The 23,052-nt window shown below is 63.5% G+C and carries 24 protein-coding genes; 5 read left to right on the top strand and 19 right to left on the bottom strand.

What is annotated here, in order from left to right; genetic code table 11:
- Position 1: 1 nt before the first annotated feature.
- From GTP55_RS05210 to GTP55_RS05185, 6 genes are all read right to left on the bottom strand, one after another.
- Positions 2–1,204 (bottom strand): tryptophan--tRNA ligase, encoded by a 1,203-nt coding sequence (locus GTP55_RS05210; protein WP_161043914.1) that lies wholly within the window; start codon positions 1,202–1,204, stop codon positions 2–4.
- A gap of 2 nt (positions 1,205–1,206) precedes the next feature.
- The gene (locus tag GTP55_RS05205) at positions 1,207–1,884 is read right to left on the bottom strand and encodes a site-2 protease family protein (RefSeq protein ID WP_161043913.1); all 678 of its coding nucleotides are present in this window, start codon (positions 1,882–1,884) and stop codon (positions 1,207–1,209) included.
- 76 nt (positions 1,885–1,960) lie between these two features.
- A complete protein-coding gene (locus tag GTP55_RS05200; protein WP_110844612.1) occupies positions 1,961–2,584 on the bottom strand; it encodes an L-threonylcarbamoyladenylate synthase in 624 nt (207 codons plus the stop codon).
- Positions 2,585–2,587: 3 nt separating this feature from the next.
- Positions 2,588–3,463 carry a protease HtpX gene (gene htpX, locus GTP55_RS05195; RefSeq protein ID WP_161043912.1) on the bottom strand — a complete coding sequence of 292 codons (876 nt, stop codon included), beginning with the start codon at positions 3,461–3,463 and terminating at the stop codon, positions 2,588–2,590.
- 120 nt (positions 3,464–3,583) lie between these two features.
- Entirely contained in the window at positions 3,584–4,423 is an 840-nt protein-coding gene (locus GTP55_RS05190) for a 3',5'-nucleoside bisphosphate phosphatase (RefSeq protein WP_161043911.1), read from the bottom strand.
- Between the two features lie 9 nt (positions 4,424–4,432).
- Positions 4,433–5,320 (bottom strand): alpha/beta fold hydrolase, encoded by an 888-nt coding sequence (locus GTP55_RS05185; RefSeq protein WP_161043910.1) that lies wholly within the window; start codon positions 5,318–5,320, stop codon positions 4,433–4,435.
- Between the two features lie 145 nt (positions 5,321–5,465).
- Here GTP55_RS05185 and GTP55_RS05180 point away from each other — a divergent pair, with 145 nt between their 5' ends.
- Together GTP55_RS05180 and hslO are read left to right on the top strand one after the other, a co-directional pair.
- Positions 5,466–5,990: a gamma carbonic anhydrase family protein gene (locus GTP55_RS05180; RefSeq protein WP_161043909.1), complete on the top strand. Its 525-nt coding sequence runs from the start codon at positions 5,466–5,468 to the stop codon at positions 5,988–5,990.
- Between the two features lie 3 nt (positions 5,991–5,993).
- A complete protein-coding gene (gene hslO / locus GTP55_RS05175; RefSeq protein ID WP_161043908.1) occupies positions 5,994–6,950 on the top strand; it encodes an Hsp33 family molecular chaperone HslO in 957 nt (318 codons plus the stop codon).
- Between the two features lie 190 nt (positions 6,951–7,140).
- On the opposite strand, the gene GTP55_RS05170 is transcribed toward hslO, so the two are convergent.
- Together GTP55_RS05170 and GTP55_RS05165 are read right to left on the bottom strand one after the other, a co-directional pair.
- The gene (locus GTP55_RS05170; protein WP_161044236.1) at positions 7,141–8,106 is read right to left on the bottom strand and encodes a bile acid:sodium symporter family protein; all 966 of its coding nucleotides are present in this window, start codon (positions 8,104–8,106) and stop codon (positions 7,141–7,143) included.
- Complete coding sequence (locus tag GTP55_RS05165) at positions 8,106–8,417, bottom strand: hypothetical protein (RefSeq protein ID WP_161043907.1); 312 nt, start codon at positions 8,415–8,417, stop codon at positions 8,106–8,108. Before GTP55_RS05165 ends, GTP55_RS05170 begins: the two co-directional genes overlap by 1 nt.
- Positions 8,418–8,531: 114 nt before the next feature.
- On the opposite strand from GTP55_RS05165, the gene GTP55_RS05160 reads away from it, so the two are divergent.
- The gene (locus GTP55_RS05160; RefSeq protein WP_161043906.1) at positions 8,532–10,922 is read left to right on the top strand and encodes a TonB-dependent receptor; all 2,391 of its coding nucleotides are present in this window, start codon (positions 8,532–8,534) and stop codon (positions 10,920–10,922) included.
- Positions 10,922–12,124, top strand: coding sequence for a glycerophosphodiester phosphodiesterase (locus GTP55_RS05155; RefSeq protein WP_161043905.1), 1,203 nt, complete (start codon positions 10,922–10,924; stop codon positions 12,122–12,124). Before GTP55_RS05160 ends, GTP55_RS05155 begins: the two co-directional genes overlap by 1 nt.
- A gap of 17 nt (positions 12,125–12,141) precedes the next feature.
- Here the strand turns inward: GTP55_RS05155 and GTP55_RS05150 are convergent, their stop codons facing one another.
- Positions 12,142–13,311, bottom strand: a complete 1,170-nt coding sequence (locus GTP55_RS05150; protein WP_161043904.1) for a hemin-degrading factor — start codon at positions 13,309–13,311, stop codon at positions 12,142–12,144.
- Positions 13,312–13,321: 10 nt separating this feature from the next.
- Positions 13,322–15,640 (bottom strand): TonB-dependent hemoglobin/transferrin/lactoferrin family receptor, encoded by a 2,319-nt coding sequence (locus GTP55_RS05145; RefSeq protein WP_161043903.1) that lies wholly within the window; start codon positions 15,638–15,640, stop codon positions 13,322–13,324.
- A 137-nt stretch (positions 15,641–15,777) separates the two neighbouring features.
- Here GTP55_RS05145 and GTP55_RS05140 point away from each other — a divergent pair, with 137 nt between their 5' ends.
- Positions 15,778–16,230: a hypothetical protein gene (locus GTP55_RS05140; RefSeq protein WP_161043902.1), complete on the top strand. Its 453-nt coding sequence runs from the start codon at positions 15,778–15,780 to the stop codon at positions 16,228–16,230.
- On the opposite strand, the gene GTP55_RS05135 is transcribed toward GTP55_RS05140, so the two are convergent.
- The 9 genes from GTP55_RS05135 to eno form a co-directional block, all read right to left on the bottom strand.
- Positions 16,231–16,761 (bottom strand): gamma carbonic anhydrase family protein, encoded by a 531-nt coding sequence (locus GTP55_RS05135; protein ID WP_161043901.1) that lies wholly within the window; start codon positions 16,759–16,761, stop codon positions 16,231–16,233.
- An 11-nt stretch (positions 16,762–16,772) separates the two neighbouring features.
- On the bottom strand, positions 16,773–17,555 hold the full coding sequence (locus GTP55_RS05130) for a transporter substrate-binding domain-containing protein (RefSeq protein WP_161043900.1): 783 nt from the start codon (positions 17,553–17,555) through the stop codon (positions 16,773–16,775).
- A gap of 48 nt (positions 17,556–17,603) precedes the next feature.
- Entirely contained in the window at positions 17,604–18,236 is a 633-nt protein-coding gene (locus GTP55_RS05125) for a glutathione S-transferase (RefSeq protein WP_161043899.1), read from the bottom strand.
- Between the two features lie 63 nt (positions 18,237–18,299).
- Positions 18,300–18,998, bottom strand: coding sequence for an aspartate/glutamate racemase family protein (locus GTP55_RS05120; protein ID WP_161043898.1), 699 nt, complete (start codon positions 18,996–18,998; stop codon positions 18,300–18,302).
- Positions 18,999–19,028: 30 nt separating this feature from the next.
- The gene (locus GTP55_RS05115) at positions 19,029–19,997 is read right to left on the bottom strand and encodes a L,D-transpeptidase family protein (RefSeq protein WP_229257756.1); all 969 of its coding nucleotides are present in this window, start codon (positions 19,995–19,997) and stop codon (positions 19,029–19,031) included.
- Between the two features lie 51 nt (positions 19,998–20,048).
- Positions 20,049–20,429, bottom strand: coding sequence for a VOC family protein (locus tag GTP55_RS05110; protein WP_161043897.1), 381 nt, complete (start codon positions 20,427–20,429; stop codon positions 20,049–20,051).
- A 3-nt stretch (positions 20,430–20,432) separates the two neighbouring features.
- Positions 20,433–21,221, bottom strand: a complete 789-nt coding sequence (locus tag GTP55_RS05105; protein WP_229257755.1) for a transporter substrate-binding domain-containing protein — start codon at positions 21,219–21,221, stop codon at positions 20,433–20,435.
- A 32-nt stretch (positions 21,222–21,253) separates the two neighbouring features.
- On the bottom strand, positions 21,254–21,589 hold the full coding sequence (gene ftsB / locus GTP55_RS05100; protein ID WP_161043895.1) for a cell division protein FtsB: 336 nt from the start codon (positions 21,587–21,589) through the stop codon (positions 21,254–21,256).
- Between the two features lie 42 nt (positions 21,590–21,631).
- Positions 21,632–22,915 carry a phosphopyruvate hydratase gene (gene eno / locus GTP55_RS05095; protein ID WP_161043894.1) on the bottom strand — a complete coding sequence of 428 codons (1,284 nt, stop codon included), beginning with the start codon at positions 22,913–22,915 and terminating at the stop codon, positions 21,632–21,634.
- Between the last annotated feature and the right edge of the window lie 137 nt (positions 22,916–23,052).

Raw genomic sequence — 23,052 nt, 5'->3', positions numbered from 1 at the left:
TTTACGTATAGACCAGGCCCATGGCCTCGCGCACATCGCGCATGGTTTCCTGCGCCATTTTGCGGGCCACATCGTTGCCGTCGGCGACGATGGCGCGCACCAGCGACGGATCGTCCAGATACGGCTGGGCGCGCTCGTGCATCGGTTCCTGTTCCTTGATGATGGCGTCGATGACCGGCTGTTTGCATTCAATACAGCCGATGCCGGCCGACTTGCAGCCCTTGACCACCCATTCTTTAGTGGCGGTATCGGAATACACCTGGTGGAACTGCCACACCGGGCAACGCTCGGGATCGCCGGCGTCGGTGCGACGTACCCGCGCCGGGTCGGTTGGCATGGTCTTGATTTTCTTGCTGACCGAGTCCTTGTCCTCGCGCAGCGCGATGGCGTTGCCGTAGCTCTTGGACATCTTGCGGCCGTCCAGCCCTGGCAGCCGCGCCGCCTCGGTCAGGCGGGCCTGCGGCTCGACCAGGATCAGCTTGCGGCTGCCTTCCAAGTAGCCGAACAGGCGTTCGCGGTCGCCCATCGACAGGCTCTGGGCGTCGTCCAGCATGGCCTTGGCCTGTTCCAGCGCCTCGTCCTTGCCGTCCTGCTGGTATTCGGTGCGCAGTTCGTTGTACAGCTTGGCGCGCTTGCTGCCCAGCTTTTTAACGGCATCCTGCGCCTTCTCCTCGAAACCTTTTTCTTTGCCGTACAGATGATTAAAACGGCGCGCAATCTCGCGCATCATTTCAATGTGCGGCACCTGGTCTTCACCGACCGGCACCTGGCTGGCGCGGTAAATCAGCACGTCCGCCGCCTGCAGCAGCGGATAGCCGAGGAAGCCGTAGGTTGCGAGGTCTTTGGTGGCCAGATTTTCGATCTGATCCTTGTAGGTGGGCACCCGCTCGAGCCAGCCCAGCGGCGTGGCCATCGACAGCAGCAGGTGCAGCTCGGCGTGCTCCGGCACGCGCGACTGGATGAACAGCGTCGATTGCGACGGGTCGACGCCGGCGGCCAGCCAGTCCACCAGCATGTCCCAGGTGCTGCGCTCGATGACGGTGGGGTCGTCGTAGTGCGTGGTCAGCGCGTGCCAGTCGGCCACGAAGAACAGGCACGGCAGTTCGCTCTGCAGCCTGATCCAGTTTTTCAGTGCGCCGTGGTAGTGGCCCAGATGCATGGCGCCGGTAGGACGCATGCCGGAGACAACGCGATCGGGATACATAGTCAACTCAACAGGATAAGGAGGGGCTTGACCAGAATGCCGTAGATGTATTGCATGATCGAGATGCCGCCGTTCATGTAGCCGCTCAGCATGCCGTAGTAGACCATCGCAATCAGGCCGATGAACACGATCAGGCTGTAACGCTCAATCTTGGCGTAGTGGCGCGCGATGGCCATCGGCAGCAGCCCGGTGACGATACGGCCGCCATCGAGCGGCGGCAAGGGAATCAGGTTAAACACGCACATCGAGCAATTGACCAGCACGCCCATGCGCGCCATCTGCACGAAGAAGTCGTGCCTGTCGAAACTCAGGCCCTGCACCAGCACTACCCACAGCACCATCCAGCCGAAGCCCATGGCGAAGTTGGCGGCAGGGCCGGCGGCGGCGACAAACGCCATCTGTTTCTTCGGATTGCGCAAGCGGCCGTAGTCCACCGGCACCGGCTTGGCGTAGCCCAGCGGCGGCAGCGTCGCCAGCGCCAGCATCAGCGGCAGCAGCACGGTGCCGAACGGGTCGATGTGCTTGAGCGGGTTGGCGGTCAGGCGGCCCTCGTTGGCGGCGGTCGGATCGCCGAAATAACGGGCGACGAAACCGTGGGCGGCCTCATGCAGCGAAATGGCAAAAAGGATGGGAATCAAGGCCACCGCGATGGCCTGGACAATACTATCGATGTCGTTCATGGAGCGGGATTTTACCAGAGGCTGGATTGCCTACTTGCGGCGCCGTCAAAGGCCGGCGCCCTCGCCTAATGTGGAATCAGAGTCCGAATGCGCTGGCGTCGCCGCGGCCCTGGCGCACCAGCACAGCCTCGGGACCGGTCAGGTCGATGACGGTGGTCGGCTCCATGCAGCAGGCGCCGCCGTCGATGATCAGCTCCAGCTGCTTGCCCAGCCGGTCGCAGATGACGTCGGCATCGTTCAGCGCCTCGGTCTCGCCCGGCATGATCAGGGTGCTGCCCAGCAGCGGCTGGTCAAGCTCGGCCAGCAGCGCGTTGACGATGTTATCTTCCGGCACCCGCAGGCCGATGGTCTTGCGCGAAGGATGGCTGAGACGGCGCGGCACCACCTTGGTGGCTTCAAGAATAAAGGTGAACGGCCCCGGCGTGGCCGCCTTCAGCAGGCGGAACTGGCGGTTGTCGACGCGGGCGTAGACGCCCAGCTCGCTCAAATCGCGGCACAGCAGGGTCAGATGGTGCTTTTCGTCAATGCCACGGATGCGGCGCAAGCGCTCGACGGCGCCCTTGTCGTCCAGATGGCAGACCAGCGCATAGCTGGAGTCGGTCGGCACGGCGACGATGCCGCCGTCATGGATGATCTGCGCCGCCTGCTTGATCAGGCGGGCTTGCGGATTGACGGGATGGACCTGGAAAAATTGGCTCATGCCTTATTGTACTGCACGCAGCGCGGCGATACGCTGCTCGAAAGGAGGATGGGTCGAGAACAGTGCGCCCCAGCCGCCGCCACCGGTGATGCCCGAGGCCGCGAACGACTGCGGCAGCGCGCCCGGCTCGATGCCGTTCAGGCGCGCCAGCGCGTGCTGCATCGGCACCGTGCTGCCCAGCAGCTTGGCCGAGCCGGCGTCGGCGCGGAATTCGCGCTGGCGCGAGAACCAGGCCACGATCAGCGAAGCCAGCAGGCCGAACACGATTTCGCAGACGAACACCGTAACCATGTAGCCGATGCCCGGACCACGGCGCTCTTCGTTCTTGTTCAGCATGTTGTCGACAAAGAAACCGACGATACGGGCCAGGAACACCACAAAGGTATTGGTCACGCCCTGGATCAGGGTCATGGTCACCATGTCGCCGTTGGCGATGTGCGCCACCTCGTGGCCCAGCACGGCTTCGACTTCGTCGCGGTTCATGCTTTCCAGCAGGCCGGTGGAAACCGCCACCAATGCCGAATTCTTGAAGGCGCCGGTGGCGAAGGCGTTGGCCTCGCCCGGGTACACGGCCACTTCCGGCATGCCGATGCCGGCGCGCTCGGCCAGCGCCTTGACGGTGTTCACCAGCCACAGCTCGGTGGAATTGGACGGGTTGTCGATCACGCGGGCGCCGGTCGACCATTTGGCCATCGGCTTGGAAATCAGCAGCGAGAAGATGGCGCCGGTAAAGCCGACCACCAGCGAAAACGCCAGCAGGCTGCCCAGCTGCAGCGTGCTGCCCGAGCCCGGACGGCCGATCCCCAGCAGCGACAGGACGATGGACAGCACCACCATCACAGCGAGGTTGGTAGCGATAAACAGGACAATGCGTTTCATATCAGGAATCTCCGGGACGGACAGTTTGCCGAAATAATAAGGTAAGACCGGGCGGGCGCAAAATCAAGAGCCCGGCGGCCAGATGGCGCCGGTAATCTTGCAGCGATTTCACCGCGAGGCTTAGAACCAGTCGTGCCAGACCGGCGTGACGTTGGCGGGCAGCGGCGGCAAGGCGGCGAAGTCCACGCGGGATTCGCCCGGCGCGTGAAAATCGGTGCCGCGCGAGGCCAGAAAGCCGTAGTAATTTGCCAACTGCGCGTATTCCGGATACTGGTCCGGCGTGTGGCTGCCGGTCACCACTTCGATGGCGGCGCCGCCCAGCTGCTTGAATTCGTCGAACAACTGACCCTGCGCCAGTTGGGTGAAACGGTAGCGGCCCGGATGGGCGATCACGGCGATGCCGCCGGCGCCGCGTATCCAGTCGACCGACTGCTTCAGCGAGGCCCAGCAATGCGGCACATAGCCCGGCTTGCCTTCGGACAGGTATTTCTTGAACACTTCGCCGGTATTGGCGCAGGCGCCGATCTCGACCAGGTAGCGCGCAAAATGGGTGCGCGACATCAGGTCCGGATTGCCGACATATTTCAGCGCGCCTTCGTAGGCGCCCTCGATGCCGATCAGTTCCAGCTGCTTGGCGATCTCGCGGCCACGGTTGTCGCGGCCGGAACGGGTGCAGGCCAGGCCATCCACCAGCGCCTGGTTCTTCTCATCGATTTGCAGGCCGACGATGTGCACCGTCTCGTTGGCCCAGGTAATCGAAATCTCCACGCCGGTGACAAAGCGCATGCCGTGCGCGGCCGCAGCGGCGCGCGCGGCCGGAATCCCGCTCACCTCATCGTGGTCGGTCAGCGCCCAGACGTCGACGCCGGCCTTGCGCGCGGTTTCCGCCACGGCAGCCGGCGCCAGAACGCCATCGGAGACGTTGGAATGACAATGCAGATCAACTTTCATAACAGGCATTGTACAACGTTAGCCGGCGAGGAATTCCTCTATCATTTCCGCTAGCGCTTGAGGCTGATCATGGTGCAGCATATGGCCCGCATCGTAGACCATCTTGCTGGTAACGTCGCGCAGATGGGCCAGGCGGCGCTCCAGTTCCACGCGCCCGGCCGGCTTGGCGCCCATCCAGTCCCACATATTGGTCTGGTCGGCCTCGACCCACAGCACCGGCGCCGTGATCGCCTGCCAGCAGGCCATGACGTCGTCCACGTGATACGGCAGCGGACCGGCCTGCTTGTGCACCGGGTCGCCGAGGATTTCCCATTCGCCGGCCTCGTTCTGCGCCGACCAGTGCTGCGCCAGGAAGGCGGCGCGCTCGTCGCTCAGGCGCGGATTGGTCTTTTGCAGGCGCGCGGCGACGGCGGCCTGGTTTGGATAGGTGCGCATCTCCGGCTGTTCCAGCAGGCTGTCCATCCACTTGGCGTAGCGGCCGGGCGTTTGCTCCGGCCTGGCGCTGCGCAGACCGGCGCCTTCCAGGTTGATCAGCTTGCGGATGCGCTCCGGCCGCGCGCCCGCATACAGGCCGACGATGTTGCCGCCCATGCTATGGCCCAGCAGATAAACCGCCTGGTCCGGCGAGTAATGGCGCAGGATGGCGTCCAGGTCGGCCAGATAGTCGGGGAACCAGTAGGTGTCCAGACCGTTGCGCTGCGACAGCCCGAAGCCGCGCCAGTCAGGCGCGATCACATGCCAGTCGCCCTTCAGCGCGTCCACGACGAACTGGAACGAGGCGCCCACATCCATCCAGCCGTGCATCATGAACAGCTTGGGTGCGCCTTCGCGGCCCCAGTGGCGCACGTGGCAGCGCAGGCCGCGGATGGTCAGGAATTCGGAACGGGACGGAGTGTGAATGCTCATTGCGTGGACCTTGAAATTAGGGACGACAGCGCCATATCGGATGCTTACTGCCGCAAAACAAAATAATAGCACGACCGTTCGCTCGCTTTGAAAACAAAAAGCAAGCGTAAAATAGCGCCATCCCACCGCACTCAACCAGGTTCCAATGTCTATATATCAACTGGGCGATCACACGCCCGAGATAGCTGCATCGTCATTTGTTGCCGATTCTGCCACTGTGATTGGCAAGGTCAGCCTGCACGACCACACCTCGGTGTGGTTCGGTGCGACGCTGCGCGGCGACAACGAGCGTATCACCATCGGTGAAAACAGCAACGTCCAGGAAGGCACGGTGATGCACACCGACATGGGCTACCCTTTGAGCGTGGGCCGCAACGTGACCATCGGCCACCAAGCCATGCTGCACGGCTGCACCATCGGCGACGGCTCGCTGGTCGGCATCCAGGCCGTGATCCTGAATGGCGCGGTGATCGGCAAAGGCTGCCTGGTTGGCGCCGGCGCCTTGGTCACCGAAGGCAAGACCTTCCCCGACCATTCGCTGATCATCGGCGCGCCGGCCAAGGTGGCGCGCCAGCTATCGGCGGAAGAAGTCGCCGCCCTGCAAGGCAGCGCCGACAGCTATGTCAAACGCGGTCAACTGTTCAAGACGCAACTCAAAAAGATCGGATAAATAATGAGCATTACCATCACCGGCCAGGACACCCTGCAAAAATTCATCTTCGATAACGCTGCCGTGCGCGGCGAGCTGATCGACATTTCCGGCACCTGGCGCGAAGTGCTGTCGCGTCACGAATACCCGGTCGCGGTCAAAAAGCTGCTGGGCCAGATGACGGCGGCGGCGGCGCTGCTGTCGGCCAACCTGAAGTTCAACGGCTCGATCATCATGCAGATTCATGGTGACGGTCCGGTGCGCCTGTTGGTGGTCGAATGCGACGCCGAGTTGCGCCTGCGCGCCACCGCCAAGCTGAACCCGGATCTGGCGATCGCCGACGACGCCAACCTGACCACGCTGCTGAACCAGCACGGCAACGGCCGCTTCATCATCACGCTCGATCCGCTGGACAAGATGCCGGGCCAGCAGCCGTACCAGGGCGTGGTGCCGCTGGACGGCGACGACGTCGCAACGGTGATTGAAAACTACATGCTGCGTTCGGAACAGCTGGATACCAAGCTGTGGCTGGCTGCGGACGACAACGTCTCGCGCGGCCTGCTGCTGCAAAAGCTGCCGCATCACGGCGGCAAGGCGGAAGCAACGCCGGTCAGCGAAGAAGATGCGCTGGAAACCTGGAACCGCGCGGTCATGCTGGGCTCCACGCTGAAGGAACAGGAGCTGCTGGACACCGGCATCGACGTGCTGATGCAGCGCCTGTTCTGGGAAGAGACCATCCGCGTGTTCGATCCGCAGCATCCGCAGTTCCATTGCAGCTGCACCCGCGAAAAGGTCGGCAATATGCTGAAGATGCTGGGCCGCGAGGAAGTGGAAAGCGTGATCGCCGAGCTGGGCCATGTCGGCGTCAACTGCGATTTCTGCGGCCAGCACTACGAGTACGACAAGGTCGATTGCGCGCAGTTGTTTGTCACCGACGATCCGGTCGCAGCCTTGTTACCGGCCGGCGAAGTCAAGCACTGAGTATGGATTCCCGCGTTCGCGGGAATGACGGAACATTGCAGCCGTCTTCCCCTCGTTCGCCGGAATGACGCAACGTTGCAGCCGTCTTCCCCGCATTCGCCGGAATGACGCAACGTTGCAGCCGTCTCCCCGCGTTCGCCGGAATGACGCAACGTTGCAGCCGTCTTCCCCGCGAACGCGGGGATCCAATTTAATCGACTTCTTTCGCGTAGCGCTGTGCCAGCACAGCGCACACCATCAGCTGCAACTGGTGGAACAGCATCAGCGGCAACACCACGGCGCCCAGCGCGCCGCCCGCGAACAGAACCTTGGCCATCGGCACGCCGCTGGCCAGGCTCTTCTTGGAACCGCAGAACACAATCGCAATCCGGTCCTCGCGATTGAAGCCCAGCCGCCGCGCCGCCTGCGCGCTGATGAACATCACCAATCCCAGCAGCAGCGCATTCACCACCATCAGCCCGGCCAGCGTGGCCCACGACAGCTCGTGCCACAGGCCCTGCCCGACCGCTTCGCTGAACGCGGTGTACACCACCAGCAGAATCGAACCCTGATCCACCAGCCGCGTCAGCGCCTTGTTGCGCTCGACCCAGGCGCCGATCCAGCGCCGCGCGATCTGGCCGGCAATGAACGGCAGCAGCAGCTGCAGGGCGATCTGCAAGGCCGAGTCCAGCGGCGAACCGCCCGCCATCTGCGCCGAGGTCAGCAAGCCGACCAGCAGCGGCGTGAGGAAAATCCCGAACAGGTTGGACGCCGACGCGCTGCAAATCGCCGCCGGCACATTGCCGCGCGCCGCCGCCGTGAAAGCGATCGAGGACTGCACGGTCGATGGCAGCATGCACAGGAAGAGGATGCCCAGGTACAGGTCCGGCGTCACCAGCGGCGTCAGCACCGGCTTCAGCAGCAGCCCCAGCAAGGGGAACAGCGCGAAGGTGCACAGCATCACCAGCAGATGCAGGCGCCAGTGCGTAATGCCGGCCACCACCGCCTCGCGCGACAGCTTGGCGCCGTGCAGGAAGAACAGCAGCGATACCGCCACATGGGTGATGTTATTGAAGATGATTTCGCCCTGGCCATGGCAGGGGAAGACACTGGCGGCGATCACGGTCGCGATCATCGCCAGCGTAAAGTTATCCGGCAAAAAACGGGGACGCTTGATCATTTGGGGCACTTCACTTCCAGCACATCGATGGCGCCCACGGTTTTAGCGGACGAGGCGCTGCGCACCAGGTCGACGCGTTCCAGGCAGTTCTTCTGCACCAGCCGCTCGTAGGTCCGGGTGCAGCTGATCACCGCTTCGGCGCCGCTGCCGGCGTTGCAGTAAAAGCCCTCCGCCTGCATGCGCACCAGCGCCTGCTCCATCGGCATGCCGGGCTGCACGGTCTGGGTGACGAAATGGCCCAGCCGCGACTGGTCGATTGAACAGGCTGCCAACACCAGTGGCAGCGCTGCCCACAAAATTCTGCGCATCGTAGTGATCTCCTTATTTCCAGCCAGCAGTGTAACGCAATGTGTGCGTCATGATCCGGTCACACTTGCCCCCTATGATGCGCAGCGTTATTCATCCCTTAATCTGGACAATTCATGAACAAGAAATTCTCCGTAGTTTGCTTCGCCGTGCTGAGCCTGCCTATGCTGGCGATGGCAGCCAACGTTGCCGCCGCCGTTGCCGAAATGGCTGATACTCCTGCCGCCGTCGAAACTGCTTCGGAGGCCGAGGCCGCCGCCGCTGGCCCGATCGCCACCGTCGAAGTGGCCACCCGCAAGACCCGTTCGTCGGTCGACCTGAGCAAAAGCGACATGCAGAAAATCCTGCCGGGCATTAACCCGCTGAAGGCGCTGCAAACCCTGCCGGGCGTCAGCTTCCAGACCGCCGACCCATGGGGCAACAACGAGCAGAATCTGTCGCTGTTCATCCACGGCTTCAGCGGTTCGCAGCTGGGCTATACGCTGGACGGCGTGCCGCTGGGCGACCAACAATACGGCAATTACAACGGCCTGTCGCCGCAGCGCGCCATCACCAGCGAAAACGTCGGCAGCGTGATTCTGTCGTCGGGCGCCGGCGACCTGTCGACCGCCTCGACCAGCAACCTGGGCGGCACCATCGAGACCTTCTCCAGCAACCCGCTGGCCAACCAGAACATCGCCGTGCAGCAGACCGTGGGCAGCTACAAGACTTCGCGCACCTTCGTCCGCTACGACACCGGCAACTTCGGCGACGGCAACAGCGCCTACATCTCGGCCGTGCACCACGAGCAGAAAGCCTGGGACTTCAACGGCCGCCAGGGCGGCGACCAGGTCAACGCCAAGTTCATCAACAACGGCAATAACGGCAAGCTGACCCTGTACTTCGCGTACTCGGACAAGATCGAGCCCAACGAAGACAGCACCGTCCGCTCGGCTACCGAAAAATACCAGCCGTACACCCGTCCGTTCATGTACCCGAACTTCCAGCAGGCGGTGAACTACCTGTCGGCCACCGGCGGCACCCCGGCGGCGGAAGGCAACAACTACCGCAACTACTACAGCGATGCGCAGCGTACCGACTACCTGACCTACGCCAAGTACGACTGGAACATTAACGACAGCACCACCTGGTCGAACCAGATCTACTACCATAACGACGACGGCGTCGGCGTGGTGGCCGGTCCGATCGGCGTCGCAGGCCTGCCGGCGCTGTTCGCGGTCTACTTCCCGGGCCAGAACCTGAAGCAAGTATTCGGCAACTCCGGCTACGCAACCCGCACCACCGAATACGCGATCAACCGCAGCGGCTGGCTGTCGAATTTCAAGACCGAACTCGGCGACCACAACCTGCAAGCCAGCCTGTGGTTCGAACACAACCGCTCGTCGGCCTACCGCCGCTGGTACGCGCTGGATGTGAACAATCCAAGCTCGCCGTACGACCGTCCAAGCAATCCGCTAATCACCCAGTACGGCAGCGAGATCGACAACAAGGTCGCCCAGCTGAGCCTGCAAGACGAATGGCGTGTGCGTCCGGACGTGACCTTGCTGGCCGGCTTCAAATCCAGCCTGCAATTTGCCGATGGCCAGTTCCCGGTGCAGCCGAAGAACGGCGCGATCGCCGGCTCGACCGCCCTGCCAGTCGGTAATATCGACACCAAGAAATGGTTCCTGCCGCAAATCGGCGGCCGCTGGGATATCACCGCGCAAGACCAGGCCTTCTTCAACGTGCAGAAGAACATGCGCCAGTTCGTTACCTACGGCGGTGGCGGCGCATCGCCATGGAGCTTGTCAAGCCAGGCCGCGTTTGACCTGTTCAAACAGACCGCCAGGCCGGAAACCTCGATCACCTACGAAGCCGGCCTGCGCAGCAGCCACCAGCTGAACTGGGGCGCGCTGAGCGCGATCGACGGCCAGGTCAACGTCTACCACGTCGACTTCAAGGACCGCCTGCTGCAGATCAGCCCGACCTCGGTGATCTCGTCGATTATCGGCGGCAACCTGGCCGTGCTGACTAACGTCGGCAGCGTCAAGACCAACGGCATCGACCTGTCGGCCACCGCCCACTTCGGCCGCACCTTCTCACTGTACAACGCGCTGTCGTACAACGACTCCAAGTACGACGACAACTACCTGAACGGCACCGCCACCGTGCAAACCGCCGGCAAAAAAGTGCCAGGCAGCCCGGAGTGGATGAACAAGACCGTCGCCACGCTGACCGTCGCCGACACCGAGTTCCAGCTGATCGGCGACTACGTCGGCAAGCGCTACGCCACCTTCACCAACGACCTGTCCGTCAAAAGCTACTTCCTGATGAGCCTGGGCGTGTCGGGCAAGCTGCCATTCCTGAACGGCGGCTGGGTCAAGAACGCGCGCTACCGCCTGAACGTGACCAACCTGGCCAATCGCGAGGGGGACCTCAACGTGGTGGTCGGCGCGGCCAGCGGCACGTACAATACCTTCCCAATTGCACCTCGTCAGGGCTTCCTGACTTTGATGGCGGACTTCTGATGACTAAACTTTATTTGCCTCCGCGCTTGTCGCGTCGCGGCTTCATCCAGACTGCGGCAGTGGCGACCGGCGCGGCCGGCGCCGCCCTGCTGCTGCCGGGCCTGGCGCACGCCGCCAGCATGCTGACGCCGGGCCCGTTCGCCACGCCGGACCTGTCCGGCATGCCGGGCATTGGTCCGGTCGGCGTCGCGCAGCCGCGTCCGCTGATCTTCGGCCACCGCGGCGCCAGCGCGCTGCGTCCCGAACACACGCTGGCCTCGTACGCCAAGGCGATCGCCGACGGCGCCGACTATGTCGAGCCGGACCTGGTGAGCACCAAAGACGGCGTGCTGGTGGCGCGCCACGAAGCGTTCCTGAGCGAGACCACCGACGTCAGCAGCCATCCGGAATTTGCCAGCCGCAAGACCCGCAAAACCATCGACGGCGAAACCCACGAAGGCTGGTTCGTCGATGACTTCACACTGGCCGAACTGAAAACGCTGCGCGCGGTGGAGCGGATTCCGCAATACCGTCCGGGCAGCGCGCAGTACAACGGCATGTTCCAGGTGGCGACGTTTGAGGAAATCATCGACTTCGTCGCGGCCGAATCGGCGGCGCGCGGCCGCATCGTCGGCATCGTGCCGGAGCTGAAGCACTCGACCTACTTCGCCAGCGTCGGCCTGCCGCTGGAAGACCGCTTCCTGGCGATCATTGCCGCGCACGACTACACGCGCCGCAACCCGATCGAGATCCAGTCGTTTGAAGTGGCCAACCTGAAATACCTGCGCGGCAAGCTGGGCCGCCGTGCCAACCTGCGCCTGATGCAGCTGGTGATCGGCGAGAATGTGCGGCCGATGGACGTGGCGGCCGCCGGCGGCACGCTGACCTTCGCACAGATGTGCACGCCGGCCGGCCTGCGCGACATCGCCCAGTACGCCGACGTGGTGGCGCCGCCGACGCGCAGCATCATCCCGCTGAAAAAAGACGGCTCGCTGGATGCGCCATCGTCGCTGGTAGAAGATGCGCACAAAGCCGGCCTGCGGGTGGAGCCATGGACTTTCCGTCCGGAGAACCACTTCCTGGCCGCCGACTTCCGCAACAGCGCCGGCGACGCCGTCCGCAACGAAGCCGGCTCGATCGCCGAAATCAAACGCTACATCGCCACCGGCATCGACGGCTTCTTCACCGACGACCCCGCGCTGGGCCGCGCCGCCCTCGCCTAACCAACCCGGGGTTTTTGTTAGCGGCTGGCGTCGGCTTTTGGCAGGGCTGCGGTCATGTCGACCCAGCTTTGCGGCTGCGGCTTGTTGCGCTCGCGGACGCCGAAGAAGCTGACTACCAGGTCGCCATTCTTGTCAAAGAATTCCACCGACGTCACGCCGGCGCGCTTGATGACGTAGCCGCTGTGGAAGGCACTGTCGCGCAGGTGCAAATTAAACGCCGGATCGAGCACGTTGAAGAAGCCGCCGGCTTCCTGCACCTTGACGATCTTGCCGCTGTAGATCTGGATCGTGGCGTCATTGCCGAGGAAGGCCATGATGTCCAGCTTCTGCCTGGCCGACTCTTCCAGCAACTGGCGCACTGCCTGCGGCGTGATCGGCTGCACCTTGTCCACCGGCCCCAGGCGCAGCGCCTGTTCCCGCGACATGCCGAACTCGGTCACCAGACGGTTGAACTGGTGCACATCGTTCAGTTCATTCCACGCCAGCTGGTATTCCTTGACGTCGATCGCACTGTCCGGCTTGACGGCAGGCTTGAGCGGCGCTGCCTCCACTTTCAGGTCGGCGCTTTGCACCGGATTGCGGAAGTCGGCCACGATCTTGTCAAACACCGCCACGCCGGCGTCGCTCTTGACGTACAGCTTGTGCGCGGCGTTGCCGCTCTGGTCGAAGAATTGCAGGCTGCGCGTGACGGCGCCGTCCTTGCCAGGCTGTACCACTGCAAACGCGTACTTCCAGTTTTTAAAGGTGAAGCGCAGGTCGATCTCGCCGCCCAGGTAGCCGCCGGCGATGTTGCGCAGGCGTGCTTCTCGCTCTTTCTCTTTGTCGGCATCGAGGCCGGCGATTTCTTCCTGCGGCTTGAGGCGCGTGGCGACGCCGGTGCGTTCGATGACGCCGTTTTCATTGCGTGTCAGCGCCATCACGGTACCCAGGTCGAGCGCGCGGCGCATGATTTCGCGCGGCACGTTATCGCCTTCCTGCAAGCGCGTGACGGTCTTGCCGAGGCCGGTGGTGGCCAGCAGTTCGGCTTCCGAGACGTTCAGCCTGGCGGCGGCGTCGCGCAGCGCCAGCTTCGGCTGGTCGGCGCGCAGCGCGTCGTAGCGTTCGGCCAGACTGGCTGCAGCCGCCGGCACGGACGAGATCAGCAACGCGCCGGTCAGCGCCAGGGCAAATCGATGGTGGGGTTTCATGGCGAGCTCCTTAGTAAATCACTTTGAGGTTGAATGCGTAGTTGCGACCCGGACGGGTCTGGCGTTCGATGTCGGCCAGCGTGGCGGCCGTGGTGCCGGCCGGCAGGCTGCGCGACGACGCGTAGTCCCAGTATTTCTTGTCGCCCAGGTTGTAGACGCCACCGCTGAGGGTGACGTGCTGGTTGATGTTCCAGTACGCCGTCAAGTCCAGCACGCTGTAGCCGGGCACATCGAACAAGGTGGTGGCGCTGCCGGTCAGCACGTCGCCGACGGCACGCTTGCCGCGCGCGGTGCTGGCGGTCAGTGCCGCACCGCCGCGCAGGGCCGGATCGTCATAGGCGAAGGTGGCGTTGGCTTTGTACGGCTGCACCGATGGCAGGTCGGCTTTCTTGCCGGTGGCGGTGTTTTCCGAGCTGCCTTTGGAGGCGCCGGCCGCAACGTTGACGCTGTAGCCTTTCATCGCCGGCAGCCACTGGCCCAGCTGGAAGTTCGAGCTGAATTCCACGCCGTAAATATTGGCCTTGCCGATGTTCTCCGGACGGTACAGGCCGAAGGTGATGGTCGGGTAGTTGACCGGGTCCGGCGCCTGCGTGGCGTATTCGATGAAGTTGCTGTAACGGGTATCGAATACCGAGGCGCTGAATTCCACGCCCGGCGTCGGCGCGCCTTTCAGGCCCACTTCAAAGGCGTTGCTGGTTTCCTTTTGCAGGTTGGGATTGCCCAGCACGGCGTATCCGTTGCCGGCGCCGGTGTAGCTGAACGAGTCGTAGGTGCCGGTGCGCTCGGCCGCCGACGGCAGGCGCGTGCCGCGCGAGTATTGCGCAAAGGCGTTGAAGTTGGGCGCCACTTCCACCGACAGGTTCAGCGATGGCGTCAGGAAGGAATCGGTTTCTTCCTTGATTTCCTTGGCCGCGCTCGGCACGGCGACGATGTAGCTTTGCAGATTCTTCGGCGTCAGCTTGCGCTGTTCGCCGCGCAGGCCCGGTGTCAGCGTGGCTTGCTTGCCGCCCAGCGTGAAGCCGATCTCGTCGCGCACATAGGCGACGAATTTGTCGGTGTCCATGTCGGCCATGCGGTTCTTCAGCGTGTACTGGTGCACGCCGGTCCTGACCACCACGCGGTCTTCGCTCCATGGACGGCGGGTTTGCTGCTGCTCGTAGCTGACGCCGTAGCTCAACAGATTGCCGGGAGCCAGCTGCTTGGTGGCGTCGGTGGCGATGCCTTTGCTGTCGTTGAAGTAGCCGGTGTTGATGTCACGTACGTACGGTTGCGCGCCGGTGATGTAGTCGGCATGGGTCAGGTCGACCACTTCGGCTTTTTGCGTGAACAGTTTGGTGTCCAGCGTGTCGAACAGCGCGATGCCGCCTGGGGTCCACTGATGCTCGACGCTGAAGCGGTTGCGCTTGGTGTTGGAATTCTGCGTCGCGCCATCCGGATACGAGGCGCCGACCTTGTTGTCAAATTCGCGCTTGTGCTCGTTCTTGTAGCTGTCGATGGTGAAGCCCAGTTTCTGGCCTTTGGCGATGGTCCAGTTCAGCTTGGCCAGCACGGCGGTCGAATCCCAGTCGTCCGGATTGGACGGCGCGGTGCTGTTGATCAGCGCTTGGTCGCCGGTGCGGTGCGCCACCACGATCAGGGCTTTCAGGCCCGGGCTGATTTCGGCGGCGCCGGTCACCGCATGCAGGCGCATGCCGTGGTCAGACGTGTGGCCGAACTTGTATTCGCCGTAGACCTTGCGGGTACCGTCCAGGTAGTCTTCCGGGTCCTTGGTCATGAAGGAGACCGAGCCGCCCAGACCCGGCGTGCCGCCGCCGGTCGGGCTGGCGCCGGAACCGATGCGCACTTCGCGGAAGGTTTCCGGATCGAAGTAGTCGCGGCCGATGCCGAACGAGCTGTTCGAGGTGCCGTCCGGACGCGAGGCCGCATCCGGCAGCGAAATGCCGTCCACTTCCAGGCTGATGCGGTTGCCTTCAACGCCGCGGATGTTGATGCCGGTGTTGCCCGCGCCGTCCCAGATATTGCCGCCGCCGCTGGCCGCCGACGGCACCGCCACCAATGGCGAGTAGCGGGCGATATTGGCCATGTCGATGGCGTTGTTCTGCTCCAGCTGGCGCGCGGTCAGCACGGTGGTGCTGCCGTTCTTGGTGGAGTTGACGTCGTCGCGCCTGGCCTTGACCAGGATCTCCGACAATTCGGAAGCGGACTTGGCCGGCGCGTCCTGCGCTACCGCCGGCAGGATGGCGGCGCCCAGCATCACCAGCAGGGCCGAGCGGACGTGAAGAGACAGTGGCGCGGCCCGATGCCGAGCGCCCGTAGGGGTAGCGATCATAGTTTTCCAAGAGAGAAGTTGAACGGCTGGCTCTCGGAAGATGGACGATTGCTGGCAAAGCAGACATCCTAACAATAATGATTCTCATTTACAAGTGGAATGACAATCAATCTTGATGAATCCGCTACAATCGATGCATGGAACGCCTTTCTTTGACCACGCCCAATACGGCCGCCGCAACCTGCCCGAGCTGGGCGCCGGCCGCCAGCGCGCTGGTGGCGATTGGCGGCGCGGTGCTAGCGCTGGGGTTGACCGCCATCTGGCCGCTGGCCATCAGTCTGGCCGGCGCGCTGGCGTGCGGCTGGCTGATGCATACACAGCCGCTGGAACGGGAAGTGGAATATTTTTCAGCCGACGAAGACGGCCTGCGCTACGTACAGGTGCCCGGCCAGGATGGCCAGGACAGCCAGGTAACGCGCTATAAATGGACGGAGATATTGGAAGTGCGCGCCATCGAGGGCGGACTCAGTGTGCAGACCGGCCGTGGCACGCTGAAAGGCGCGGCGGTGTTTTTGCCGATGCACTCGGCTGCGGACAGCCAGGCCGCCTGCGCGGCGGCCAGCCAGTGGTTGACGGCGTATCGTCTTTGATCAGCCCGCCAGGTAGTTGTTCTTGACGCGCACGTAGTGCTCGGCAGAATACTTCAGATAGGCGATTTCTTCCGGCGTCAGCGCCCTCACCTTCACCGCCGGCCGGCCGACGTACAAGTGGCCGCTCTCCAGCACTTTGCCCGGCGATACCAGGCTGCCGGCGCCGACCATCACCTGGTCCTGCACCACCACGTCGTCCATGATGATGGCGGCCATGCCGATCAGCACTTGGTTGCCGATGGTGCAGCCGTGCAGCATGGCCTGGTGACCGATGGTGACATAGTCGCCGATGATCAGCGGCGAGCCGTCCGGCTTCTTGTCGTTCTTGTGCGACACGTGGCCCATGGCGAAATCCTGCACATTGGTGCAATTGCCGATGACGATGCGGTTGACGTCGCCACGCAGCACCGTGTTGCACCAGATCGAGCAATCCTTGCCGACGCTGACGTCGCCAATCACTTGCGCCGATGGATGCAGATACAGGCCCTCGCCCAGCTGCGGCGTGGTGTTCAGGTAGGAAGTGACTGCCATGCGGTAAATCCTTATTTGCGGGAGTATTTCGCCATCATACTGTTCAGCTCCTGCTGGTGGGTAGCCATCCAGGTCCAGACGGCTTCCACCTGATCGCGGTGAGCGGTGTAGTAGGCCGGATTGGTGGCCAGCCAGATATTGCTGCTGAACAGCGGCACGCGCAGGCGCACCACGTCAGTGCCGTAACGCTCGGCGATCGCCTGGTCCATATCGCTGACCGCGCCGACCGTCAGCGCCACGCCGTCCACGCGCTTGAGCTTGAGCTTGCCGACATTGCTTTCCAGGTCGCGTCCGCCCTCGTCGACCTTGATGCCGGCGTCGCGCAGCGTATCGGCGTACGGTGCCCCGTACGGCACGCCAATCACGCGGCCCTGGAAATAACGTGGCGTAACGGTATCGGCCGGCAGCTGGTCGGCGGCGCGCACCAGCACGATGATGCTGGTATGGACTGCGCGGCTGCGGTCCAGCACGCCGTTACGGTCACGCGGCAGCGTCACTTCGGTCGGCAGCTCGGCGCGTTCTTCGATCGGCAAATAGTCGATGGCGCCGGTTTGCAGCGCGATGCGCAGGCGGTTGGCCGGCAGGCGCACGAACTGCACCGGGCATGGAATCGCGGCGGCAGCAGCAGCGCGCAGGTAATCGACTGCCACGCCGGGCGGGTCCGGCACCTCGGCGCCCTTGCCCAGCCAGTAAGGCGGCCGGTCCTGGTCCATATAGCCGATGCGTACCGGCGGACAGGCGGCCTGGACGCCGGAGGTGGCCAGCAAGGCAAAGACAAGCGAAAGGCGCAGCATAAACCAGGACAAGACTCGTGACGAAAACGTCATTATACGTGTGACAAGTCAGCCTTGGTAAGTGCTGTCGCCGTGCGGCGCGGCGCGGAACTCCGGCAGCGCTTCCGCCTCGCGCGAATACGCAGCCAAGGCCGGGTAATCGGCGGCCGACACCACGTCCGGCAGCATCTGCTGGATGAAGTGCCAGGTGATGGCCTGCATCACGCCGGGCGGCGGCATGGCGGCGCTGGTGGCTTCCAATGGTTGCTGCTGCTGTTCGGTTTCCAGCACGTCCAGCGCCGCGCGCAGTTGCAGGATGACGCGGTCGGCCCACGGCTGGTGCAGCTTCTCCGCCGGACGCAGCTGGCGTTCGTAGACCAGCTGCACCGCCTTGTCGCAGGCCGCCAGCGCCAGGCCCAGCAGGCGCTGCGAGCGCATCAGTTCGGTCGGCATGGACGGCGTGCGGCGTGCCGACGGGCGGGCGATGGATTCGGCATATTGCAGGATCAGCGTGGAGTCCATCAACGCATTGCCTTCCTCATCGAGCAGGGTCGGCGCCTTGACCACCGGATTAATCTGCCGAAACTGCTCGAACGTGCTGAACACCGACAGCGACTGATGCTCGAACTTCAGTCCCAGCAACTGCAAGGACACCGCCACGCGGCGGACGTAAGGTGAATCCAGCATACCGATCAGTTTCATGTTGACTCCATAGTGGTGAGGCTTAAATGCAGAGTATAACGGCGACGGCCAGCCGCCTGCGTTTCAAGCTTGCGCGAGCACCCACAAGGCGGCGCCGTGGGCGTGGATCGCGGTGGTGTCAAACAGCGGCACGCTGGCGTCCTGCTGCGTCACCAGCAGCGAGATTTCGGTGCAGCCGAGGATGACCGCTTGCGCGCCTTGGGCCACCAGCCCGGCGATGATGCGGCGGTATGCATCGCGCGAAGCGTCGACGATGGAGCCGAGGCACAGTTCGTCGTAGATAATGCGATGAACGGTCTCCCGGTCCGCTGGTGTCGGCACCACCACGTCAAGGCCGTGCAGCGCCTGCAGGCGCTCCTTGTAGAACGGCTGCTCCATGGTGAAGCGCGTGCCGAGCAGGCCAACCTTGCGCAGGCCGGCGTCCTTGATCGCCTGCGCAGTCGGGTCGGCGATGTGGAACAACGGTATGTCCACCGCCGCCTCGATCGCCGGCGCGACCTTGTGCATGGTGTTGGTACACAATACGATGAAGTCCGCGCCGGCCGCCTGCACGCGACGCGCGGCGTCGGCCATCATGGCGCCGGCCGCGACCCAGTCGCCGGCATGCTGCAAGCGTTCGACCTCATGGAAGTCGACGCTGTACAGCACCACCCTGGCGGAATGCAGTCCACCCAGTTCGCGCTTGATGGTCTGGTTGACCTCGCGGTAGTACGGCACCGTGGATTCCCAGCTCATGCCGCCTATCAGTCCTATGGTTTTCACATGTTCTCCTTCACTGAGGAAAACAATATATCACCCGGCCTGCAGCAGCACGGCGGCGCCGCGCGCCACGGCGCGCACCACTTGCATCACGTCCCAGTTGGTCAGGCGGATGCACCCGTGCGACTGGGTCTTGCCGATCTTGCCCGGCTCGGGCGTGCCGTGGATGCCGTAGTGCTCTTTGCTCAGGTCAATCCAGGCCAGGCCGACCGGGTTGTTGGGTCCGGCCGCGATGCGGGCCTTGGTGTCGCCGGCCTTGGCGTCCCAGAACAGTTTGGGGTTGTAGCGGTATTCGGGATTGGTGGCCACGCCGCGCACTTGCCAGCGGCCTTCCGGCAGCGGATCGTGCTGGCTGCCGGTGCTGGCCGGGAATTGCGCGAATGGCATGCCGCCGGCATCGAGCAGGGTCAGCGTGCCCTCTTTCGCATCGACCAGGATCGAGGCGGCTTTCGGCAGCGGCTTGATGATGGCGACATTGGGCACCAGCAGTTGTTCGCCCACCTTGTTCAGCTTCTTGCCGGGATTGAGGCGGCGCAGCAGCTCCGGGCTGCAGTGGAAGCGCTCGCCCAGCGCTTCAGCCAGATTGGCGTAACCCAGCGCCGGCAGTTTGGCTTTGCCGGCCATGTCGGACGGCACCGGCACATATGGCCCGGCGACATCCTGCGCGGTCAGTGTGTAGACCGCCAGCACCGGCGCGTCATCGCGCTCCAGCGCCTGCCAGGTGGCGGCGTCGACGTTGCCGGTCAGTGGTAATTGGTGCAGCTTCTGGAAGCCGCGTATTGCCTGGTGCATATTGCTGCCGTAGGACGCGTCCATCTCGCCGGGAGAAAAGTGCGCGCGGTCCAGCAACACCTGCGCGCGCAGCACATTCGGGCCGCCGGTCTGCGGCGTCACCGGCTTGGCGCGTTGCGTGGCATTCAGGGTATCGGCGGCGGACAGCGCCGGCTCGGCGGCGTTTGCGCTGGACAGCGCCAGCATGGCGACAAAAAATAAGACTCTCAAACCAGACTCGGATCAAACCAGGGAGCTTATTCTATCCGACAGGACGAGCGATCAGCGTTCCAATTGCTGGCCGACTTCCCAGCTGTGGCCGGCGGGGTCGGTAAAGTTGATGGTGCGCAGGCCCCATGGCCGATCGAGCGGGCCGTTGAGTGCAATGCCACGCTGTTGCAGGCGCTCGAAAACCGCCTGCACATCCGCCACCCAGATGCTGAGCTGGAAGCGCGAGCCGGTATCGCGCGTGGCGACGACGGCCGGCGCCACGATCTCCGGCGCATGGGCGATCTGCAGCAGGTTGATCAGCACGTTGTCGAATTTGACGACGGTGCAGTGGTCGTCCTCGTATTCAACCGGCACGCCAAACACATCCAGGTAAAACGCCCTGGCGGCGGGCAGGTCTTCCACAAACAAGCTGATCGCGCTAATGTGCTGCATGGCTTAGTCCTTCTGGTAGCGTTGCATGACGTAGCCGAGGCGGCCGCGATTGGTGTCCAGCCAGGTCCACAAGGCTTCGGCCTGCTGCGGATGGGCGTGGTAGAAGCTGTCGTTGAACGCCAGCCACAGGCGGATGTTGAGCAGCGCCTGCGGCAGTTGCACGATCTCGCCTTTGTACTTGGCCAGCGTCTGCTTGAGGTGTTTCGGCGTCACCGCCGCCACCACCACGCCGTCCACCCGCCCCAGCCGCAGTTTTTCGATATTGCGGTCGAGATCGCGGGCGCCGTCGTCCAGCCTCAGGCCGGCCTCGCGCAGGCGCGGCGCGTAGCTGTTGCCCATCGGGATGCCGAGCGTCTTGTCCTTGAAGTATTGCATCGGGTTGGTGCTGGGCGGCACCTTGTCGCGCGCGCGCACCAGCACCAGCACCTGATTGTGCAGCGCACGGTTCAAATCGATATTGCCGGCCTTGTCGCGGGGGATGGCGATTTCGGCCGGATAAAAGCTCATCTCGCCCAGCGGCGCCAGGTCGATATCGCCGGCCGCCAGCGCCACCTTGATGCGAGCCGCCGGCAGCCGCACCCACACCGGCGTGCAGCCGAAGCCGGCGCCCAGCACGGCGTCGTGAATCAGGTCGACCGCCGCGCCGGGCGGATCGGGCACCTTGTCGCCGTCGCCCAGCCAGTATGGCGGACGGTTCTGGTCCATATAGCCGACACGGATGGGAATGCAATCAGCCGCCCGCACCAGCGGCGCGGCCATGATAGCGGTAGCAGCCACAGCGGCAAGCAACATCAACGATATGCCAGCGCGCAGCGTCATTGGGGTCAGGGATGAGGAGGAGTGGATGCCGCCGGCTTGGGCGCCAGCGGTGCGAGTGCCGCAGCCTGGTCCTTGCCGACGATCTGGATGAAGATCTCGTTCTGCTTGATCATGCTGAGCTCGTAGCGGGCCCGTTCTTCGACCGCGCCGGTGCCGTCCTTCAGGTCGCGCACTTCGGAGTCGAGCTTGGCGTTACGCGCCAGCAGTTCGGCGTTCTTCTTGTGCGCCGCGTCGACCTGCGTCTCGAAATCCTTGACGCGCAGCCAGCCGCCCTTCCCCAGCCATAGCGGGTACTGGATCAACAGCAGCAGGAAAGCCAGTCCGAGCGTAATCAGGCGCATGAGGTGAATGCGGCCGGACTTGCTCCGGCCGCGCTTGCTTAATTACTTCAGATTATAGAACGCATCGCGGCCTGGGTAGGAAGCGATATCGCCCAGATCTTCCTCAATGCGCAGCAGCTGATTGTATTTCGCCATGCGGTCCGAACGCGACATCGAGCCGGTCTTGATTTGCAGCGCGTTCATGCCCACCGCGATATCGGCGATGGTCGAATCCTCGGTTTCGCCCGAACGGTGCGAGATCACGGCGGTATAACCGGCGCGCTTGGCCATTTCGATGGCGGCGAAGGTTTCGGTCAGGGTGCCGATCTGGTTGATCTTGATCAGGATCGAGTTGGCGATGCCTTTCGAGATGCCTTCTTTCAGGATCTTGGTGTTGGTGACGTACAGGTCGTCGCCCACCAGCTGGACTTTCTTGCCCAGTTCGCGGGTCAGGATCGCCCAGCCGTCCCAGTCGCCTTCGTGCATCGCGTCTTCGATCGAGATGATCGGGTACTTGTCGCACCAGGTCGCCAGCAGGTTGGTGAATTCGGTCGCGGTCAGCGACAGGCCTTCGCCGGCCAGTTCGTATTTGCCGTCTTTGTAGAATTCCGACGCCGCGCAGTCCAGGCCGATGGCGATCTGGGTGCCTGGCTCGTAGCCGGCCTGCTCGATCGCTTCGATGATCAGCTTGATCGCTTCTTCGTGGTTGGCCAGCGAAGGCGCAAAGCCGCCTTCGTCGCCGACGTTGGTGTTCAGACCCTTCTTGTGCAGGATCTTTTTCAGCGTGTGGAACACTTCCGCGCCGTAACGCACCGCTTCCTTGAACGACGGTGCACCGACTGGAATGATCATGAATTCCTGGATGTCCAGGTTGTTGTCGGCGTGCGCGCCGCCGTTGATCACGTTCATCATCGGCACTGGCAGTTGCATCGCGCCCGAACCGCCGAAGTAGCGGTACAGCGGCAGGCCGGCTTCTTCAGCAGCGGCCTTGGCCACCGCCATCGACACCGCCAGCATGGCGTTGGCGCCCAGGCGTGCCTTGTTTTCGGTACCGTCCAGGTCGATCAGAGTGCGGTCCAGGAAGGCCTGTTCATTGGCGTCCAGGCCCATGATGGCTTCCGAGATTTCGGTGTTGATGTTTTCGCAGGCTTTCAGCACGCCCTTGCCGAAGTAACGCTTCGGATCGCCGTCACGCAGTTCGATCGCTTCTCGCGAACCGGTCGAGGCGCCGGACGGCACGGCGGCGCGGCCCATCACGCCCGATTCCAGCAGGACGTCGCATTCGACGGTTGGATTGCCGCGCGAATCGATTACTTCACGGCCGATAATATCAACGATAGCACTCATGTCATTCTCCAAAGTTAGGCGATACGAAGTCGCGCCGCGTCTTTACGCGCGTTGCGAGGTCAAGGATAACGGGAATTGTACCCGGTGCAGACAAGATTGCTAAATTCTTCACACCGGAACTCCGCGTCATTCCCGCA

It is taken from the genome of Duganella margarita (assembly GCF_009857535.1).
Lineage (GTDB): Bacteria > Pseudomonadota > Gammaproteobacteria > Burkholderiales > Burkholderiaceae_D > Rugamonas > Rugamonas margarita.
The sequence above is the reverse complement of the archived record's forward strand: the minus strand, read 5'-3'. Positions and strand labels throughout refer to the sequence as shown.

Coding starts and splice junctions, on each gene's coding strand:
- GTP55_RS05210 (WP_161043914.1), bottom strand. CDS start 1,204: ATGTATCCCGATCGCGTTGTCTCCGGCATGCGTCCTACCGGCGCCATG.
- GTP55_RS05205 (WP_161043913.1), bottom strand. CDS start 1,884: ATGAACGACATCGATAGTATTGTCCAGGCCATCGCGGTGGCCTTGATT.
- GTP55_RS05200 (WP_110844612.1), bottom strand. CDS start 2,584: ATGAGCCAATTTTTCCAGGTCCATCCCGTCAATCCGCAAGCCCGCCTG.
- htpX (WP_161043912.1), bottom strand. CDS start 3,463: ATGAAACGCATTGTCCTGTTTATCGCTACCAACCTCGCTGTGATGGTG.
- GTP55_RS05190 (WP_161043911.1), bottom strand. CDS start 4,423: ATGCCTGTTATGAAAGTTGATCTGCATTGTCATTCCAACGTCTCCGAT.
- GTP55_RS05185 (WP_161043910.1), bottom strand. CDS start 5,320: ATGAGCATTCACACTCCGTCCCGTTCCGAATTCCTGACCATCCGCGGC.
- GTP55_RS05180 (WP_161043909.1), top strand. CDS start 5,466: ATGTCTATATATCAACTGGGCGATCACACGCCCGAGATAGCTGCATCG.
- hslO (WP_161043908.1), top strand. CDS start 5,994: ATGAGCATTACCATCACCGGCCAGGACACCCTGCAAAAATTCATCTTC.
- GTP55_RS05165 (WP_161043907.1), bottom strand. CDS start 8,417: ATGCGCAGAATTTTGTGGGCAGCGCTGCCACTGGTGTTGGCAGCCTGT.
- GTP55_RS05160 (WP_161043906.1), top strand. CDS start 8,532: ATGAACAAGAAATTCTCCGTAGTTTGCTTCGCCGTGCTGAGCCTGCCT.
- GTP55_RS05155 (WP_161043905.1), top strand. CDS start 10,922: ATGACTAAACTTTATTTGCCTCCGCGCTTGTCGCGTCGCGGCTTCATC.
- GTP55_RS05150 (WP_161043904.1), bottom strand. CDS start 13,311: ATGAAACCCCACCATCGATTTGCCCTGGCGCTGACCGGCGCGTTGCTG.
- GTP55_RS05145 (WP_161043903.1), bottom strand. CDS start 15,640: ATGATCGCTACCCCTACGGGCGCTCGGCATCGGGCCGCGCCACTGTCT.
- GTP55_RS05140 (WP_161043902.1), top strand. CDS start 15,778: ATGGAACGCCTTTCTTTGACCACGCCCAATACGGCCGCCGCAACCTGC.
- GTP55_RS05135 (WP_161043901.1), bottom strand. CDS start 16,761: ATGGCAGTCACTTCCTACCTGAACACCACGCCGCAGCTGGGCGAGGGC.
- GTP55_RS05130 (WP_161043900.1), bottom strand. CDS start 17,555: ATGCTGCGCCTTTCGCTTGTCTTTGCCTTGCTGGCCACCTCCGGCGTC.
- GTP55_RS05125 (WP_161043899.1), bottom strand. CDS start 18,236: ATGAAACTGATCGGTATGCTGGATTCACCTTACGTCCGCCGCGTGGCG.
- GTP55_RS05110 (WP_161043897.1), bottom strand. CDS start 20,429: ATGCAGCACATTAGCGCGATCAGCTTGTTTGTGGAAGACCTGCCCGCC.
- GTP55_RS05105 (WP_229257755.1), bottom strand. CDS start 21,221: ATGTTGCTTGCCGCTGTGGCTGCTACCGCTATCATGGCCGCGCCGCTG.
- ftsB (WP_161043895.1), bottom strand. CDS start 21,589: ATGCGCCTGATTACGCTCGGACTGGCTTTCCTGCTGCTGTTGATCCAG.
- eno (WP_161043894.1), bottom strand. CDS start 22,915: ATGAGTGCTATCGTTGATATTATCGGCCGTGAAGTAATCGATTCGCGC.